Annotated in this window: 18 protein-coding genes; 7 read left to right on the plus strand and 11 right to left on the minus strand. The window is 38.1% G+C overall.

Going from position 1 to position 17540, the window contains the following annotated elements:
• The first annotated feature begins 5 nt into the window (after window positions 1–5).
• Together ND2E_RS14200 and ND2E_RS14195 are read left to right on the plus strand one after the other, a co-directional pair.
• Window positions 6–431: a DUF3192 domain-containing protein gene (locus ND2E_RS14200; RefSeq protein ID WP_033093218.1), complete on the plus strand. Its 426-nt coding sequence runs from the start codon at window positions 6–8 to the stop codon at window positions 429–431.
• A 268-nt stretch (window positions 432–699) separates the two neighbouring features.
• Window positions 700–1707, plus strand: coding sequence for an isocitrate dehydrogenase (locus ND2E_RS14195; protein WP_033093219.1), 1008 nt, complete (start codon window positions 700–702; stop codon window positions 1705–1707).
• A 103-nt stretch (window positions 1708–1810) separates the two neighbouring features.
• Here ND2E_RS14195 and rlmM read toward each other — a convergent pair whose 3' ends face one another.
• From rlmM to ND2E_RS14175, 4 genes are all read right to left on the minus strand, one after another.
• Window positions 1811–2917: a 23S rRNA (cytidine(2498)-2'-O)-methyltransferase RlmM gene (rlmM, locus tag ND2E_RS14190; protein WP_033093220.1), complete on the minus strand. Its 1107-nt coding sequence runs from the start codon at window positions 2915–2917 to the stop codon at window positions 1811–1813.
• 79 nt (window positions 2918–2996) lie between these two features.
• Window positions 2997–3425, minus strand: a complete 429-nt coding sequence (locus ND2E_RS14185; RefSeq protein WP_223303571.1) for a DUF423 domain-containing protein — start codon at window positions 3423–3425, stop codon at window positions 2997–2999.
• A 13-nt stretch (window positions 3426–3438) separates the two neighbouring features.
• Entirely contained in the window at window positions 3439–4155 is a 717-nt protein-coding gene (locus ND2E_RS14180) for an alpha/beta family hydrolase (protein ID WP_052056366.1), read from the minus strand.
• Window positions 4155–5087, minus strand: a complete 933-nt coding sequence (locus ND2E_RS14175; RefSeq protein WP_033093221.1) for a transcriptional regulator GcvA — start codon at window positions 5085–5087, stop codon at window positions 4155–4157. Before ND2E_RS14175 ends, ND2E_RS14180 begins: the two co-directional genes overlap by 1 nt.
• Window positions 5088–5407: 320 nt before the next feature.
• Here ND2E_RS14175 and ND2E_RS14170 point away from each other — a divergent pair, with 320 nt between their 5' ends.
• Window positions 5408–5695, plus strand: coding sequence for a hypothetical protein (locus tag ND2E_RS14170; protein WP_033093222.1), 288 nt, complete (start codon window positions 5408–5410; stop codon window positions 5693–5695).
• A gap of 246 nt (window positions 5696–5941) precedes the next feature.
• Here the strand turns inward: ND2E_RS14170 and kdsA are convergent, their stop codons facing one another.
• The 7 genes from kdsA to hemA all read right to left on the minus strand — a co-directional run bounded on the left by kdsA (window position 5942) and on the right by hemA (window position 13183).
• Window positions 5942–6784: a 3-deoxy-8-phosphooctulonate synthase gene (gene kdsA, locus ND2E_RS14165; RefSeq protein ID WP_033093223.1), complete on the minus strand. Its 843-nt coding sequence runs from the start codon at window positions 6782–6784 to the stop codon at window positions 5942–5944.
• 184 nt (window positions 6785–6968) lie between these two features.
• A complete protein-coding gene (locus ND2E_RS14160; RefSeq protein ID WP_033093224.1) occupies window positions 6969–8231 on the minus strand; it encodes a DUF819 family protein in 1263 nt (420 codons plus the stop codon).
• Between the two features lie 50 nt (window positions 8232–8281).
• The gene (locus ND2E_RS14155) at window positions 8282–9103 is read right to left on the minus strand and encodes a SirB1 family protein (protein WP_033093225.1); all 822 of its coding nucleotides are present in this window, start codon (window positions 9101–9103) and stop codon (window positions 8282–8284) included.
• A gap of 54 nt (window positions 9104–9157) precedes the next feature.
• Window positions 9158–9523, minus strand: coding sequence for a SirB2 family protein (locus ND2E_RS14150; RefSeq protein WP_052056368.1), 366 nt, complete (start codon window positions 9521–9523; stop codon window positions 9158–9160).
• 143 nt (window positions 9524–9666) lie between these two features.
• Entirely contained in the window at window positions 9667–10533 is an 867-nt protein-coding gene (gene prmC / locus ND2E_RS14145) for a peptide chain release factor N(5)-glutamine methyltransferase (RefSeq protein WP_317628122.1), read from the minus strand.
• An 8-nt stretch (window positions 10534–10541) separates the two neighbouring features.
• A complete protein-coding gene (gene prfA, locus ND2E_RS14140; RefSeq protein ID WP_033093227.1) occupies window positions 10542–11630 on the minus strand; it encodes a peptide chain release factor 1 in 1089 nt (362 codons plus the stop codon).
• A gap of 284 nt (window positions 11631–11914) precedes the next feature.
• Window positions 11915–13183: a glutamyl-tRNA reductase gene (gene hemA / locus ND2E_RS14135; protein WP_033093228.1), complete on the minus strand. Its 1269-nt coding sequence runs from the start codon at window positions 13181–13183 to the stop codon at window positions 11915–11917.
• A 195-nt stretch (window positions 13184–13378) separates the two neighbouring features.
• Here hemA and lolB point away from each other — a divergent pair, with 195 nt between their 5' ends.
• The 4 genes from lolB to ND2E_RS14115 all read left to right on the plus strand — a co-directional run bounded on the left by lolB (window position 13379) and on the right by ND2E_RS14115 (window position 17466).
• Window positions 13379–14026, plus strand: coding sequence for a lipoprotein insertase outer membrane protein LolB (gene lolB / locus ND2E_RS14130; protein ID WP_033093229.1), 648 nt, complete (start codon window positions 13379–13381; stop codon window positions 14024–14026).
• Between the two features lie 47 nt (window positions 14027–14073).
• Entirely contained in the window at window positions 14074–14976 is a 903-nt protein-coding gene (gene ispE, locus ND2E_RS14125) for a 4-(cytidine 5'-diphospho)-2-C-methyl-D-erythritol kinase (RefSeq protein ID WP_033093230.1), read from the plus strand.
• Window positions 14977–15132: 156 nt separating this feature from the next.
• Window positions 15133–16077, plus strand: coding sequence for a ribose-phosphate pyrophosphokinase (locus tag ND2E_RS14120; protein WP_081962009.1), 945 nt, complete (start codon window positions 15133–15135; stop codon window positions 16075–16077).
• Window positions 16078–16311: 234 nt separating this feature from the next.
• Window positions 16312–17466, plus strand: a complete 1155-nt coding sequence (locus ND2E_RS14115) for a DUF418 domain-containing protein (RefSeq protein ID WP_033093232.1) — start codon at window positions 16312–16314, stop codon at window positions 17464–17466.
• The last annotated feature ends 74 nt before the right edge of the window (window positions 17467–17540 follow it).

The raw sequence follows: 17540 nt of genomic DNA on the forward strand, positions 1-17540 counted from the left end.
ATACTATGAATAAAAAAATAATTGGCCGCATTTTACTTGCCCTTTCAATTTATGGCATTTTTGTTGCCCTTGTTATTACTTTTTATGATGACAGCCCTGATCAAATGAAATGGAAAGACAGAGAAGCATATAATCGACAGTTCATTGCCAAAGTAACGTTAGATAGCTTTACTTTTGAGCAAGCATTAACTCAATTAGGCAGTCCTGATATCACCGAAGCAAGAACAATTGATGACGTTAACTACCAAGTCATGTTTTATCGAACCCAGCACGTTAAATCAGATGGTATCACCACACAAGATGAATGCACTTTTCTTTTATTTGTAAATGGGGCTCTTAAAGAAATAGGTTTAGGAAACAATTACCCTGAACAATGGGGCATTGTTAAAAACCATTCAATCAAAAGTAAAAATGTACCAACTATAGACTAAAGTCAGATTGCTACTAACAACCTAACCCTCTACTATCATTTGTTAAGTTTTTAGGCTATCGAAGTATCAGTACTTTGTCGGCTAAAGTAAAAGCTTTCAAGCTCGCATACATAGCATTTCCATGATATAAAATGCCCTATTAAAAGCTCTGGGCTGACGTTTTAATATCTCAGTAGTGCATTACGCAATTAATTAAATGTATGTTGTCGCTTAGTCCAAATTAAGAGACGACATATTACCCCCGAAGTATTATGACAAGGTGAACTTAATGACTAAACAAACCATCACGGTAATTCCTGGCGACGGTATAGGTCCAAGCATTATCGATGCGACGATTCAAATATTAGATAAAGCAGGATGTGATTTTGATTATGAATTCGCAGATGCGGGTTTAACAGCCTTAGAGAAGCATGGTGAGTTAGTACCAGAAGAAACTATCAACCTTATCGAAAAAAACAAAATCACCTTAAAGGGTCCTCTCACGACTCCTGTCGGTGAAGGTTTTACTTCGATCAACGTTACTTTACGTAAACAATTTAAGTTATACGCAAACCTCCGCCCAGTATTATCATTTAAGGGCACTAAAGCACGTTACGAAAACATTGATATTTTAACAGTGCGTGAAAATACGCAAGGTATGTATTCAGGTGCTGGTCAAGTAACTTCTGATGACGGCTGTGAAGCACAAGCAATGAGTATTGTTACGCGTGAAGGAGCTGAAAAAATATTAACCTTTGCCTACGAAACAGCAATTAAAGAAGGTCGTAAAAAAATAACAGCTGTTCATAAAGCAAATATCCTGAAATCAACTTCGGGTTTATTTTTAAAAGTTGCTCGTGAGGTAGCCCAGCGTTACCCACAAATTGAATCTACAGAAATGATTGTTGATAATTGCTGTATGCAATTGGTTATGAACCCAGAGCAATTTGATGTGATCGTAACCACTAACCTATTTGGCGATATTTTATCAGACTTATGTGCTGGCTTGGTCGGCGGACTTGGTATGGCACCAGGCGCTAATATTGGTGAAGAATGTGCAATTTTTGAAGCCGTTCATGGTAGTGCGCCTGATATTGCGGGTAAAAACTTAGCAAACCCAACCTCTGTGATATTAGCGGCGATTCAAATGCTAGAATATTTAGATATGGGTGATAAAGCAGAAAAAATTAGATCTGCTATTACTGATGTTATAGCTTCTGGTGATAGAACAACTGGAGATTTAGGTGGTACTCATGGGACTACTGACTTTACTCAAGCAGTACTTGAAAGACTCTAGATAATCGTATATTTAATAGATATATAACAAGAAAAGCCATCAAGTTTCGCAATGCACTTGATGGCTTTTTTACTTTCAGATCTTATTGATATTAATATTGCCGCTACTCTTTATTACTTAGCGGGGCTGGCGAAAGTAAACGTGCATGCACTGTGATTTCTTCACGATCATAATAAAGGTGCTTAGCGTAAAGTTCATATTTAACTTTGTGCTCACTAAAGGCATCTTTAATTGTTTGTAGATCGTCGGTAACTTGTTGATAACGACCTTTCATTGGCAGTTTTAAGTTAAACATCGCTTCTTTACAATGACCATGTAATAACCACTCACTCATTAACTTAGCTACGCGTTGTGGTTTTTCTATCATGTCACATACTAACCAATAAACATTTTGTTTCATTGGCGTGTACTTAAAACCATCCATCATCTTATGTTTTACTTGCCCTGATTCCATTAAAGACTCGGCCATAGGTCCGTTGTCTATTGCAGTAACCATCATACCACGGCGCACTAATTGATAAGTCCAACCACCTGGCGCTGAACCTAAATCAACAGCATTCATACCTGATGTTAGCCGTTCATCCCACTCATCACGAGGGATAAAGTGTAAAAAGGCTTCATCAAGCTTTAACGTTGAACGACTCGGTGATGCGCTCGGGAATTTTAAACGAGGGATCCCCATGACATGAGGAGAGCTATTACGTGCTAATGAGAAGCCTAAAATCACTTCCTGTCCGCTAAGAAATAATGCATGTAAAATGGCGCCTTCAGGATCATCTGCTGAATTATTCCCCTTCTGTGTAAGTACTTTATTCTTACGTAATGCTTGACGCAGAGGAACTGAAAGTTTTCGACAAAACTTACTTAACGATTTACCATCGTTATCATCAGCCATTTCCATACGTAGATCGCTGTATTGCCATTCATCACCTAATGCTTCAGTAATGGCTTCAACGCGATTATAATCTGGAAGGTCGATTTTTTCGGTGACTGTGATAAACCACTGTCGAGCAAAGATCAGTCGTTTAAGCGGCAATTTATTCATTAATGCTTCGCCGTGTTCACTCACGTGTAAATGAAAAAAAACTAATCCTTGGTTTTTCTTTAATTCTAAATAGCCATACATTTCATTCCAAGCAGCTTTTTCTTGGATTTCTGCGCCACACTCTTTTTCAAAGCCTGGTCGACAAAATAATACGATGGAAGTCATATGTTGTTTTTACCTTTTTTATCTAACGTTCGCTAAAATGAATGATGAACGCAAGCGTATTAACACTATCAAAGTGTCGTTAAAAATTATTTTTACCTTCTAGCGCTAACAATAACCAAGCAAGCGCAAAAGAGATGCCGCCAAAAGGTGTTAACTTACCGATAAAGGCAAGTTCAAAAAAAGACTTAATATATATTGTGCCACAAAAGCATAAAAGCCCGATAACAAAGGCGATACTCGCACCAATTAAGGCCTTTGATGGTTTAGTACTTTTCAACCAAACCAAGGTAGCAAACAGCGCAAGAGTATGAATAAATTGATATTGTAGTGCTGTTGCCAAACTAGATTGCACATTCACAGGTAATGCTTGACCACCGTGTGCTAACCAAGCGCCGAATAGTACAGAAAAACAACCACTGATACCAACACTAATCATCATACATTTAAGTAAAACTGCCATACGACTTAAATTTATCTCTGGCTGCTGATCTATATTCGTAGAATTCATCTCTTTTCTCATGTCAGGCTTTGCCAGAAATGGTTTGGCACTCAAAAAAGTATGCCATTTCTTCAACGGCTCGCTTCATATGAGACTGAAGAGTAAAGCCTGATTTAACTCGTGGTTTTAAACTGTGATCGCCATCTTCCAGAAACACACACTGACAGTGCTCAGCTAACTGATAGCTGATAATTTCGACTTTATTGCCTAAGGTATCACGGTCACCTTGTATAATTAAGATAGGCTTACTGGCATCGACTAAAGGGTCAAGACGCAAATTCTCAGGTTTCTTAGCTGGGTGAAATGGGTAACCTAAACAAAAAACACCTGATATTTGATTAAGTATACTGCTTTCTAAAAGTTCAGGATCGGCAACTAAACTTGCCGCGACGCGAGAGCCCATAGATTTACCACCGATGAACAAAGGCAATCCCCTATTAAGGTGCTGTTCGACAACATATTTAATAACAGATTCGTAGCAGAGTAATAGCTTAGGCATTCTATCTGGAGGATACTTTTTACCTGTCAGCGCCCTTTTATCCATAAAAGGAAAATTAAACCTCAAGACGTTAATCCTTGAGGCATTACATAACGTCGTTATATCCTTCATAAACTCATGTGACATATCAGCCCCTGCACCATGAGCAAAAATAACAAATGCTTTAGCATTTTCTACAGTGCTCAAGAGTATATTTATTTCACTACCGTCTTTATTAACAATTATTTTCTGCTTATTCATTAACTTATTTGTCCATCTGTAATTTGCTCTTGCTCTGCTTCAACCATGTCTAACATCCATTGCCTAAAAGCAGTAATTTTACCGATATCTTTTTGATTGTCTCGACAGACGATAAAATAGGCATTCTTACTGACTAACACATCGTTAAAGGGACAAACTAAGCGTCCAGAGTCAATATCGGGCTTAGCTAAGACACTGTAGGCCAATGCAATGCCTTGACCATGTAAAGCCGCTTGTAAAACCATGGCTGAATGACTAAAAATAGGCCCGTGGTTAACATTGCCGCCTTTAACTCCCACTTGCTTAAACCAACGTTTCCAATCTTTTCGTGATGTATCATGTAATAACGTGTGCTCAGACAAATCATCCACGGTTAAAAGAGGTGGTTTACCATTAGCAACATTCTCTTGTACTAATAAGGGAGAGCATACTGGGATGAGGTATTCGGTATGCAACTTATCCGCATAAATATTTGGCCAACGACCTCGACCATAATAAATCGCAACATCAACATCTTCAGTGAGTGAGTTTTCAGGTTGATCAACCGCTTTTATCCTTACATCAATATCCGGATGCAAGGCGTTAAAAGCGGTTAACCTTGGTACTAACCATTGGATGGCAAAACTTGCTTGGGAACTAACCGTAATTGCCCCTTTAGCACCACGCGCCAGTAATCGCTCTGTCGCTTCATGCAAAGATGTGAAGATATCTTTAATATCCAAATAATACGACTGACCTTCTTCTGTCAGTAGTAATGCACGGTTTTTTCGCATAAACAATTTAATGCCTAAATGATCTTCTAAAGATTTAATTTGATGACTTATGGCAGCCTGAGTTACAAAAAGCTCTTCTGCTGCTCGTGTAAAGCTCAGCTGTCTTGCTGATGCGTCAAATGCCCGTAAGGCGTTTAATGGAGGGAGTCTACTAGACAAAATTCACCCTTAAATATTCAATCAAAATTAAATGATACCGTTGATATCTGCATAAAAACCTATAAATAGAGCATAACAATTATTCATTAGATTTTCTAATGAATAAGATTACTTATAGTCATTTTTATTTTTTTGCTAACTTGCGTATTATTCGACCCGTAGATGAAGGACATCATCTCAATGTTTTATAAAACTCAGGTACGGCGTGTGCTCCCAACCATACGCTTTATTTTGAAGTCTAAAACCAGCGCGAGAAATGGTCCTAATAAATCTACAAAAGTATTACAAACTTATTATTAGGTCATACACAGGATAAAGAAATGAAAAAATGCATTAATAAAACTAACTTAGTTGCCGTATTACTCGCCACATCTTTTTTAAGTACAGTAGCCACGGCTGCCGTACCAAAATCTACACTTGTTAAAGCTGAGCCAGTAAATCGTACTCAACTGACAACTGCAGCACATAAGAACCTTAAGGTTTCGTTAACACCAGCTAAAATTGTCTTTGCACAGCAGTCAGCAGACTCTGGTTTTGCAAAACAAAAACAAACAGCAAATCAAAATAAGCCTGTAACGTTAACTACAGCAAATTTAATTGCTGAATAATTAATTTCAACTACACTGTGTTAGGTAATGCCATACACAGTGAATACCAAGCCTCAGGCAATCGCTTTTGGGCTACATGTTAACATATTTCAAAATGCTCGCACATTTACTGAAGTAAGATCTTAGTTATTAAGATCACCAATAAAAAAAGGTGTCCTAGGACACCTTTTTTTATTGGTAATTTATCAAGTTGTTCATTTTGAGGAGTAATCGTTAAAGAAGCAAAGTTCCCCCAACGACACGATACTAATCAGTAATTAATGGTGAAAAACCTTTCACTAAATCATCTATCGCTTTCATTTGGGCTAAATAAGGTGCTAATTTATCTAGTGGTAATGCGCAAGGTCCGTCACATTTAGCAGCAGAAGGGTCAGGATGCGCTTCTATAAATAAACCTGCGATGCCAATAGCCATACCACTACGGGCTAGTTGTGCCGCTTGAGCACGACGGCCATCCGCACTATCACTTCGTCCACCGGGTTTTTGTAATGCATGTGTAGCATCAAAGATAACTGGCGCATAGTTTTTCATTTCATCCATTGCCAACATATCAACGACTAAGTTGTTATAACCGAAACAACTACCTCTTTCACACAAAATAATATTTTCGTTACCAGCTTCACCGAACTTAGTAATGATGTGCTTCATTTCATGTGCAGCAAGGAATTGTGGTTTTTTAACATTTATTACCGCACCAGTTCTAGCCATTGCTACAACAAGGTCAGTTTGCCTTGCTAAGAAGGCAGGTAATTGAATCACATCAACAACTTCACTTACGGGCTGTGCTTGATAAACTTCATGAACATCAGTAATAATCGGCACATTAAATGTTGATTTGATTTCTTCAAAGATTTTTAAACCTTCATCTAAGCCTGGTCCTCTGTATGAATTGACAGAAGAGCGGTTTGCTTTATCAAATGAAGCCTTAAAGACATAAGGTATCCCTAGCTTTTGAGTCACTTCGACATAATGTTCTGCAATTTTCATTGCTAAATCACGGGACTCAAGCACATTCATGCCGCCAAATAATACGAAAGGTTGCTCATTAGCAACCTCAATGCCTTTAACTGAAACTGATGTAATTGTCATATTTTCTTCCTAAAAAGTATTCCTAAAATATTCAGATTTATTTATGCTGAGCAGAAGTGAATGTGAGACTTCTACTTTAAGCTGTATAGTTTAATTTAAAGAAAAAAGCACGGAGCTGACGCTAGTCAGTGAGTACTTTTGACGTATAAATTCAGCTCTACAGCGACAAGGAGAGTATTACCAGTTAACTACCAATAATTCGAAGTAGCTGCCCACACATCCAAGCCATATAAGTACCTAGGGCATACCCTAATACCGCAAGTAATACACCAACAGGTGCTAATGATGGATGAAATGCGGACGCAATAACAGGGGCAGATGCTGCGCCACCAATATTTGCTTTACTACCTACGGCTAGATAAAAGATTGGCGCTTTGATAAATCGACCAACAGCAAAAAGCAAAATAACGTGTATTGCCATCCAAATTAAGCCAATAACTACATATTTTGGCGCTTCCGCTATTTGGGTAACATCCATGTGCAAACCAATAGTTGCAACAAGAATATATAAGAAACTGCTACCAACTTTAGAAGCACCAGCAGATTCAAGTTGTCTAACTCTGGTAAAAGATAAAGTCAGACCAATAGATGTAACTAAGACAATAATCCAGAATAACTTACTGTGTAAGCTGAATTTCTTCAATTCAGGGAAGTTTTGCTGGAAAAATGGTACTAGTAAATCAGCAGCAAAGTGGGCAAGACCCGCAGCACCAAAAGCAACAGCAATAATCAACATAAAGTCTTTCAACTCTGGTGTACGTTTATTTTCTTTTTCAAATGCTTCAACATCAGCAATTAACTTATCAATACCCGAGGTATCTGCGCCACTTTTGGCATCAATAGCTTTATGGTTTGCTGCAATATATAAAAGACCAGCCATCCAAATATTAGCTACTACGATATCGACAGTAACCATAATGGTGAATATTCTTCCATCTGCTTCATAAATCTCTTTCATTGCTAGCATATTAGCGCCGCCGCCAATCCAGCTTCCCGCAAGAGCGGCCATACCACGCCAAACAGCTTCAGGGCCAGTAACACCGATAAGCTCTGGCCAAACAGCAGAGACAAGTAACAAGGCAATTGGACCACCGATGACAACACCAACAGTACCAGTTAAAAACATAATAATGGCTTTGCTACCAAGACCAGCAATAGCCTTAATATCAATGCTTAAGGTTAACAGCACTAAACAAGCAGGAAGAAGAAAGTATTTTGCAACTTCATCAACTTGGCTGACTTCAGAGCTCACTATGCCAAAAGTATTTAAAAAAGAAGGCAATAAATAACACATTAATAATGCGGGTACATATTTATAGAACTTTTGACAAGCGGAGTTTTTACTATTAGAAGTATAAAAGACCAAGCCTAAAATAAGCGCTAAAAGCCCTAATACTACTGCATCGTTTGTTACGAGTGGCGCATTCGCCACAATATTTTCTTGCATCATTTTGCCTTTTGTCTACATTTTTTTTATTATTTTACTGACGTAAAAATTTAGTGAAGTACATTATTATCGATATCAATGTTTTCAAGTTGAATTTTTAATATTTTCGCTGCGGGGTCTTTTGGACATTGCTCTACGAAGTAACGATAATCATCGACAGCCACTTTAAAACAATCAAGCTGGTGCAGCAAGAAACCGCGATCTCTACGTTGTACCGGATCGTCAGGATTTAATGACAGAATAATATCAACACAGGTTAATGCCTTATCAAACGCCTGTTCGTGGATCAAAGCGTTTTTCAATGCAGATAGGTGTTCAACTAAAGCAACACTATCACTAATGGCTTTTAGCTCTCGCTCACCTGGGTCGCCAACCAACTCGTCTAAGCGCACTTCAAGCTCTGTCCAGTCCAAAGATTCCCCTGTAACTGCATCAAAAATGATAGCGTATTGCTCATCGCAACAAAGACGTACCATAATTTTATTTGGGATAAAGACTAAGTCGGTTTCAAAACCACACGCAGTAATAATCTCTTTTACTAAAGCCGCCTTAATAACAGGAGACATAGCACGCTGATTTAATCCCTTTGCAACACTATAAGCAGAAACAGGCCAACGGGTCTGGTAACGGTCAATAAATAAGTGCTGAAAATACAATTCATTAAGCAAAGCTTCTGCTTTTTCTAAGGGTGATTCAATCTCGCTAATTATTGCAACACATTGACTAATAATTAGCTCTAAACTATCTAAAGATTCATCGGCATGCAAAGCTTGCGCTGCACTACCTGCAAAAACATGTTCTTCTACCAAGACAAGTTTTTGCAGTAAATCTTTATCGACAGACTTTAATTCTGATAAAAACAATTCATTCATAACAGATTACTTTAATGATTCCATATATTAGTTAAGCCCTAGCCGTTTTTTCTTTTAGCTAAAAAATAGCGCTTCACGTGTCATGGCAAGACGAACTATCAACATTACCCAGCCCATAGCGCCTAGATAACCAAGAATTTGCATTGGCTTATTACGTGCTAACTTCAAGGTATAATAACCAGTAAAAATATAAGCAAATAAGGCTATTATCTTTTCAGCTAACCACATTTGTTCCATTGGATTCAAATGTAACTTCACTGCCAATGTAATACCGATAATAAGTAAAAAGGTATCGATGACATGAGGACTTACCTTTAACCATTTACGGTCAAGGTTTTTCGATGCCATTAACGTTAAAATAAAACGGTAGGTGAATAAGCTAATACTAAGTACAGCAAGGGTTATATGTAAATGTTTCAAAGTTATTCCTTTTATTTAGCAACTAAGTCGAATTTATTACTTATTTGCACGTTCAGTTTTTTGCATAGTGTATCGATTTTGAGTTATCAAAACGTTATAAAGTGTAATCCAAATTTAAAACCAAGGCTAAAGAAGAGAGCGACTTAAGCGCTCTTTAATTTCGCCCAAGTAATGCGCTCATGTCCGTTAAAGTCCCTAACGGTTTGTGCACCTTGGTAGCCTAAAGCGATTAAAATATCTCTCACTGCTTGACCTTGTTCAAAACCATGCTCAAAAAACAGAGCTCCTTGGGGGGTAAGGTGCTTGAGCGCTCGTTGTGCTATATGTTTAATATCCCCAAGCCCTTCTTCATCTGCAACCAATGCTGATTCTGGTTCAAAACGCACATCTCCCTGACTTAAGTTCTCATCTAATTTATCTATATAAGGAGGATTAGATACTATCAAGTCATATTTACGGTCATTTAGCGCACTAAACCAATCACTTTGGAAAATGTTTACGTGGCTCAGTTGCAAATTTTGTGCGTTTTGTTGTGCTAGCCTTACGGCGTCAAGGCTAAAATCAATAGCGTCAATGTGCCAATTTGGTTGTTCTGATGCAAGTGAAAGTGCGATCGCACCAGTGCCTGTACCTAGATCTAAACAATGCAATGTTTCCAAGCCATTAAATTGTTCAAGTACCGACTCAACTAAAACTTCTGTATCTGGACGCGGAATAAGTGTTGCTGGAGATACCAAAAAAGGCAGAGACCAGAACTCTTTTACGCCGATGATATAGGCAATAGGCTCACCGGAAATTCGTCTACCTAATAACGCCAAATATTGTTGCTTATCTTCATCTGCTAACAACTTTTCTGGCCAAGTAAGTAAATAGCTGAGTTCTTTTTCCAACACGAAAGCTAATAGAATTTGAGCATCAAGCTTAGCACTATCTGAACAGGAGGTTAATTGCTCCTGTCCAATAGCGATCAAATTATCAATTGTGGCATTTTTTGGGGGGATTACTGACAAAACTAGCCTTAGTTTTGTTCAGCTAATTCAGCTAGTAGATCAGCTTGGTTTTCTTGCATTATTGGTTCCATAACCAAATGTAAACTACCTTCCATGATTTCGTTCAAGCGATATAAAGTAAGGTTGATACGGTGGTCACTCATACGACCTTGAGGGAAATTATATGTACGAATACGTTCAGAACGATCACCACTAGCCACTAAGTTGCGACGTGAAGACTCTTCTTCACTACGACGTTTTTCATCTTCTGCTTGCTGAAGACGTGCTTGAAGCACAGACATCGCTTGAGCTCTATTTTTATGCTGTGAACGTTGATCCTGACACTCAACCACAACACCCGATGGAATGTGAGTAATACGAATAGCTGAATCTGTTTTGTTAACGTGCTGACCACCAGCGCCCGAGGCACGGAAAGTATCTACTTTTAAGTCAGCCTTATTAATTTCAATAGCTTCTGACTCAGGTATTTCAGGCATAACAACTACTGTACAAGCTGACGTATGTACACGGCCTTGAGATTCAGTTTCTGGTACGCGTTGAACACGGTGACCACCCGACTCAAACTTCATATGCCCATAAACGCCTTCTCCATTGATTTTCAAGATCAGCTCTTTATAACCACCCTGCTCACTTTCATTGGAATTCATTACCTCAATTTTCCAGCCTTTCTTTTCTGAATAACGGCTGTACATTCTAAATAAATCACCCGCAAAAATAGCGGCTTCGTCGCCACCAGCGCCAGCACGAATCTCAACAAAACAGTTATTATCATCATTAGGATCACGTGGAAGTAATAAAATTTGTAATTCATCAGCAATATCGGTGACCGCTTTTTTAGCCTCTTTGAATTCTTCCTGCGCCATTTCTCGCATATCAGGATCATCATCTTTAAGCATTAGCTCAGCCGTTGCAAAATCATCTTCAGCAGTTTTGTAGTTATTAAAAACTGAAGTCACTGACTCAAGTTGCTTAAACTCTTTAGATAAAGCACGAAATTTTTCTTGGTCGCTAATGGTTTCTGGATCGGATAATAGTGCTTGTACTTCTTCAAAGCGCTCTACTAGCACTTCAAGCTTCTGGTAAACTGATGATTTCATTGGAAGTGTTCTTATATTTTAGATGAGATAAACTAAATTGCTGCTATTCTAACACAGTAATAACATAATCCACCATGTCAGTAGAAAAATGTCACCTTAGACAGACTAACAGGAAGCAAATCAATTGTTTTTTCTGGAGTCAAATCCACTCATTTAACAGCAGCTTTCACAGCGATTAAGCTAAATAACATGATAAAGAAGAGTATAAAATACCTATATAAGGTGTCGTAGCTTCTTATATAAAAGTAGTATATTTAAGCAAGATAAAATTACAGTGTAGTGCACTACTCTGGTGAGTCTATATTAAAAATATCACGTAAATAAATAAGCTTATCAAGTTCACCACCTTGGGCTGCAGATTGAAGTGCGCTGGTAGGTGCATGCATAAATTTATTCGTGAGTTTATTGGCAAGCTCGGCTAGAACAGCCTCAGAATTTTTACCATTTTTTAATTGAATGAATGCCTTTTCAAGTAACACATCACGATTTTCTAAACACTGTTTACGATAACTAATAACGGTATCTTGAGTATTTAAACCACGCAGCCATGCCATGAAATTATCTGATTGACTATTAACAATACTTTCAGCTTGCACTGCCGCTTTACGTCGATTTTCAATGTTTTTAGCGATAATGCCCTGTAAGTCATCAACAGTATACAAAAACACATCTTCAAGTTCAGAGACCTGCTCTTCAATATCACGAGGAACCGCTAAATCTACCATAAAGATAGGTTGATGCTTACGTGATGCTAATGCTTGTTCAACCATACCTTTACCAATAATTGGTAGCGTAGAACCAGTAGAGCTGATGACAATATCGGCATTACACATGTGCTCAGGTATTTGTGCCAGGGTAATAACATCCGCACCTATTTTAGTCGCCATACTCTCAGCGCGAGCAAGTGTTCTGTTAGCGACAGTAATTTTTCCAACATTATTTTCATATAAGTGTTTTGCCACTAACTCGATAGTTTCACCAGCCCCTACGAGTAAGACTTTTGTTTTTTCAAGGCCACCAAATATGTGTTTAGCTAAATTGACTGAGGCAAAGGCAACAGAAACAGCACTAGCGCCAATCTCAGTTTCTGTTCGAACTTGTTTTGCTACGCCAAAAGTACGCTGGAATAACCGATCCATAATCAACGACATAGAACCCGCAGCTTTTGCTTGGCTGTATGCTTGTTTCATTTGACCTAGGATTTGTGGTTCGCCTAAAACGAGTGAATCCAAACCGCATGCAACGCGCATCATGTGATTAACGGCTTGCTGATCTTTGTGCCAATATAAGGTAGGTAAGATAGTCGACGCAGGTACATTGTGGAAATTTTCTAGCCATTCAATCAAGCGTTGTTGGGTAACATCAAAGTCACCGTCTTGCACTAAGTATAACTCTGTTCGATTGCAAGTAGATAAAATAGCAACTTCACGGCACTGTACGGCATTAAGCATTTCTTGCAGCGCAATAGAAAGTTTATCTGGATTAAAAGATATCTTTTCTCTCACCGCAACAGGTGCAGTTTTATGATTAATTCCAACAGCAACGATAGACACAGTAATAAACCTATTTTGTAAACATTTCCGACAAGTTTTAACCAACTTGTTTTATCTCGTAACGCCAGTATACCCTAAGCGCCGCCATTAAAATATGATCTGTGATAAAAGACCCTAAAAATAATACTGCTATTTACAAAGACTAAAAAGCTATGTTTCAATAACAACCATCTTCGTTTTAAGCACTTACCATTAATGTCCCTATCTATTAGCGCTATTTTTCATCAAACTAACCTACTTCTTTTTACCTTATTTACGCTAGTATTATCGGGTTGTAGCACTATACCTAAGACAGATTCACAAGCGCTAATTGAACAAACGCCACAACAACGAGTGATAAAGCTACAGCAATTACAGCAGTGGAAAATCAAAGGCAAGATAGCCTTCATTGAAAAAAAATCACGCAATAGTGCGACACTTTCTTGGCAAGTTGATGAGAGACAAAACAGCCAATTACTCAACTTAACAAGCTATTTGGGCATCAATGTTTTACAACTTGATTCAACTGATAATAATCATAAAATCCAAGTAGATGGAAAAACCTATCATGGTAGCGATCTCGAAACACTTATCTATTCCATTACCGGCTTAACCTTACCAACAAAAGCCTTAACATTCTGGCTCAAAGGTCTTCCTTATCAAAAAGATGATAAAATTGACTATCAGGAAAAAACACAGCTACCACTTAATCTATCTAGCTATTATGCAAATGAATTATGGCAGGTCAGTTATGCAAATTACCAACAAATAAACGGCTATAACTTAGCAACTAAATTTTCAATTAGAAAAGATAATTTATTAATTAAAATTGTCGTCAATGACTGGGCTATTGCCGATAAATAACAGACTCATTACCAAACTATATCACTCACAATAAGCAGAATATTTACATGACTTGTTCTTCTACCTCAAATTCTTTTATTAATAAGACGATTGATTTCCCATCACCAGCAAAGATTAATTTATTTCTTCATGTCGTTGGACAACGCCAAGACGGTTACCATAACTTAGAAACCCTTTTTCAATTTATCGATCATAGTGACACTCTCACCTTAACCGTCACCGAAACACCGGAAATAGCATTATTAACACCTATTGAAGGCGTAAATTATGACGATAACTTGATTGTTAAAGCAGCACGATTACTCAAAAGCAAAAGTCATTCAAGGCTAGGCGTAAAAATCAGTATCAATAAAATCTTACCCATGGGTGGTGGTTTGGGTGGTGGTTCATCAAATGCTGCAACTATATTAGTTGCCTTAAACTTGCTATGGCAATGCAACTTATCTTTAGATGAATTATCTGATTTGGGTTTGAGCCTTGGCGCTGATGTACCTATATTTATTCATGGTTTTTCCGCTTTTGCTCAAGGTGTGGGTGATGACCTTACGGCTATTAAACCACAAGAGTCTTGGTATTTGATTAGTAAACCTGAATGTAGCATCTCTACAAAAGAAGTTTTTACTGCCGTAGATTTACCTAGAAATACCAAGAAACTTGAGCTCTCAGCCCTTAATACTAGTGACTTCATCAATGATAGCTTTCATAATGACTGCCAAACATTAGTAATTAAACAGTATCCTGAGGTTGCCAAGTTACTGGCTTGGTTGGTAGAATACGCACCCTCGAGAATGACAGGAACTGGTGCGTGCATTTTTACGCGACTTTCTAGTTATCAAGAGGCGCGTTCATTACAAGCGAAACTCCCCAAAGGAATTAGCTCATTTGTAGCGCAGGGGCTTAATAAGTCCCCACTTTGTTCAGTAATAGCAAAGCTATCACAGAACAAGTAACGTTTTATAAAGATTTGCTAGCTTAACCAGTTCGACTACTTTTAAGCTCATTATTGTGCTAAAAGTTGCGACAGTTAAGTCAGCCTATACTGTTCAATGATTGCTTATCAATCAAAGAGCCTACTTTTAATGTCAAATATTTCTGAGGAATCGAAAGTGCCTGACATGAAGATTTTTGCGGGTAATGCCACCCCTGAACTGGCCAAAAAAATTGCTAATCGCCTATATATGCCTCTAGGTGAAGCTAAAGTCGGTAGTTTTAGTGATGGTGAAATTAGTGTTGAAATAAATGAAAACGTCCGTGGTGCTGATGTTTTTATCATTCAATCAACCTGTGCTCCAACCAACAATAACTTAATGGAATTAATTGTAATGATAGACGCTTTGCGTCGTGCCTCTGCTGGCCGTATCACTGCTGTAATCCCTTATTTTGGTTATGCTCGCCAAGACAGACGCGTACGTAGTGCTCGTGTACCAATTACTGCGAAAGTAGTTGCTGACTTCTTATCAAGTGTTGGTGTTGACCGTGTTTTAACGGTTGATTTACACGCCGAGCAAATTCAAGGTTTCTTTGATGTGCCTGTTGATAATGCTTTTGGTACGCCAATTTTATTAGATGATATGCAAAATCGTGAGTTAGATAACCCCGTTGTTGTTTCTCCTGATATTGGCGGTGTAGTACGAGCTCGTGCGGTAGCAAAATTACTTGACGACGCTGACTTAGCTATCATCGATAAACGTCGCCCTAAAGCGAACGTTGCGCAAGTGATGCATATCATTGGTGAAGTTGAAGGCCGTGATTGTATTATCGTTGATGATATGATTGATACCGGTGGTACACTAGCTAAAGCGGCAGAAGCATTAAAAGAACATGGTGCAAAACGTGTTATAGCTTACGCCACTCACCCAGTTTTATCTGGTAATGCTGTTGAAAACCTTGAAGCATCTGTTATTGATGAAGTTGTTGTTACGGATTCAATACCACTGTCTCCAGCAATTAAAGAACTTAACATGGTTCGTCAATTAACATTAAGCGGCATGCTTAGCGAAGCAATTCGTCGTGTAAGCAATGAAGAATCTATTTCTGCAATGTTTGACTAATTCTTTGTTGTAAATAGCTAGTTAATACTAACTAGCTATAAATAACTAATTTTCTAAAAAGCAGCCTCAATGTAGGCTGCTTTTTTATTGCCTTGTTTCCAGTAGCCGTCCTTTTTTACAGATCACAAGCCTATTTATTCTAATTAATGTACATTCTCACCTGCTATTTTTCCTGAAAACCTATATATTAATGCCTTTGCGAATCTAATGATAAGTACACTTTAAGGAAGAACTGTGCGCATTCAATCAATTGACATATTACGAGGCATAGCCATTTTAGGTATTCTGTTTATGAATATCTATTTCCATGGTTCGCTGACCACAGGCTATGGTGAGTTATCCCCTAAGCCCATCATGGACAGCGTTATAGAGACCCTTAATACAATATTTTTTGATGGCAGATTTAGAACGCTATTTTGCTTGTTCTTCGGCGCTGGCCTTGCTATTCAATATAGCGCTTGTAAAAAGAAGCAGTTATCGCCAAAGGACTTCTTAACCAGTCGATTAAATTGGCTCATTGTCTTTGGTATTATCCATGGTGTGTTTATTTTTGGTGGTGATGTGCTGCTGTTATACAGCGTATGTGCGTTAACGATCTTAAGTGCGCTGGAGCTAACATTAAAAGAACTCTATAACAAAGCAATCCGCTATATATCTATAGGCATCATTCTCTCACTCACGCTTGCCGTGCTTGTTATTCTCTTTTCTGAAGACTCGTCTATGTTGAGGTCTTCAAACGACTATATCGAAATGCATGAACTTTGGTTTAGCCACTATGGCTATCAGGTGCTCATTCAAAGCGGTATCACATTCGGTCTACTGTTGCTTTCTCCCCTATTCATATACTGGCAAATAGCTGGCTTAATGTTGTTAGGTGCCTTCTTATATAGAGTAGGCTTCTTCACCAAAGGCTTTAGGCCTAAGCAGCTAACAGGCATTATATTCGTGGCACTTATTTTTATCTGTATCGATATATCTTGTATGACAATGTTTACTATAAGTGCTGAAATGAGCTCTGTGCTTTCAAGCGTATCAGCAATATTTGTAGCCTTATTATATGCACATGTTGTTATCAGATTGATAAAAAACAAAGGCCGTTTCATTACCCTTTTTTCAGCCCCTGGCAAGATCGCTTTCAGCCTTTATATATTTCAATCAATCTTTATGGGCTTGCTACTAAGATGGTGGCAACAAGATTTCCATTTAACCGCACACAGAATAGACTATGTCATGATAGCTTTAGCCTTCACTTTTGTTCAGATAGCACTTGCTCATCTCTATTTGCATTTTTTCAAACAGGGCCCTTTAGAATATATTTGGCGAAAAGCATATCAAAGAAGTCTTACTCAAAAGAAAGAAAAGCTAGGGACAAACAGTGCATTATATTAATAGCAATTAGACATCAGCTGGGGGTTTTCTTATTAATGGGGATGTTAAGTTAAACAGTAAATAAGCGTAGCTTT

Origin of the sequence: Colwellia psychrerythraea, from assembly GCF_000764225.1 — a bacterium.
Taxonomy (GTDB): Bacteria; Pseudomonadota; Gammaproteobacteria; order Enterobacterales; family Alteromonadaceae; genus Colwellia; species Colwellia psychrerythraea_D.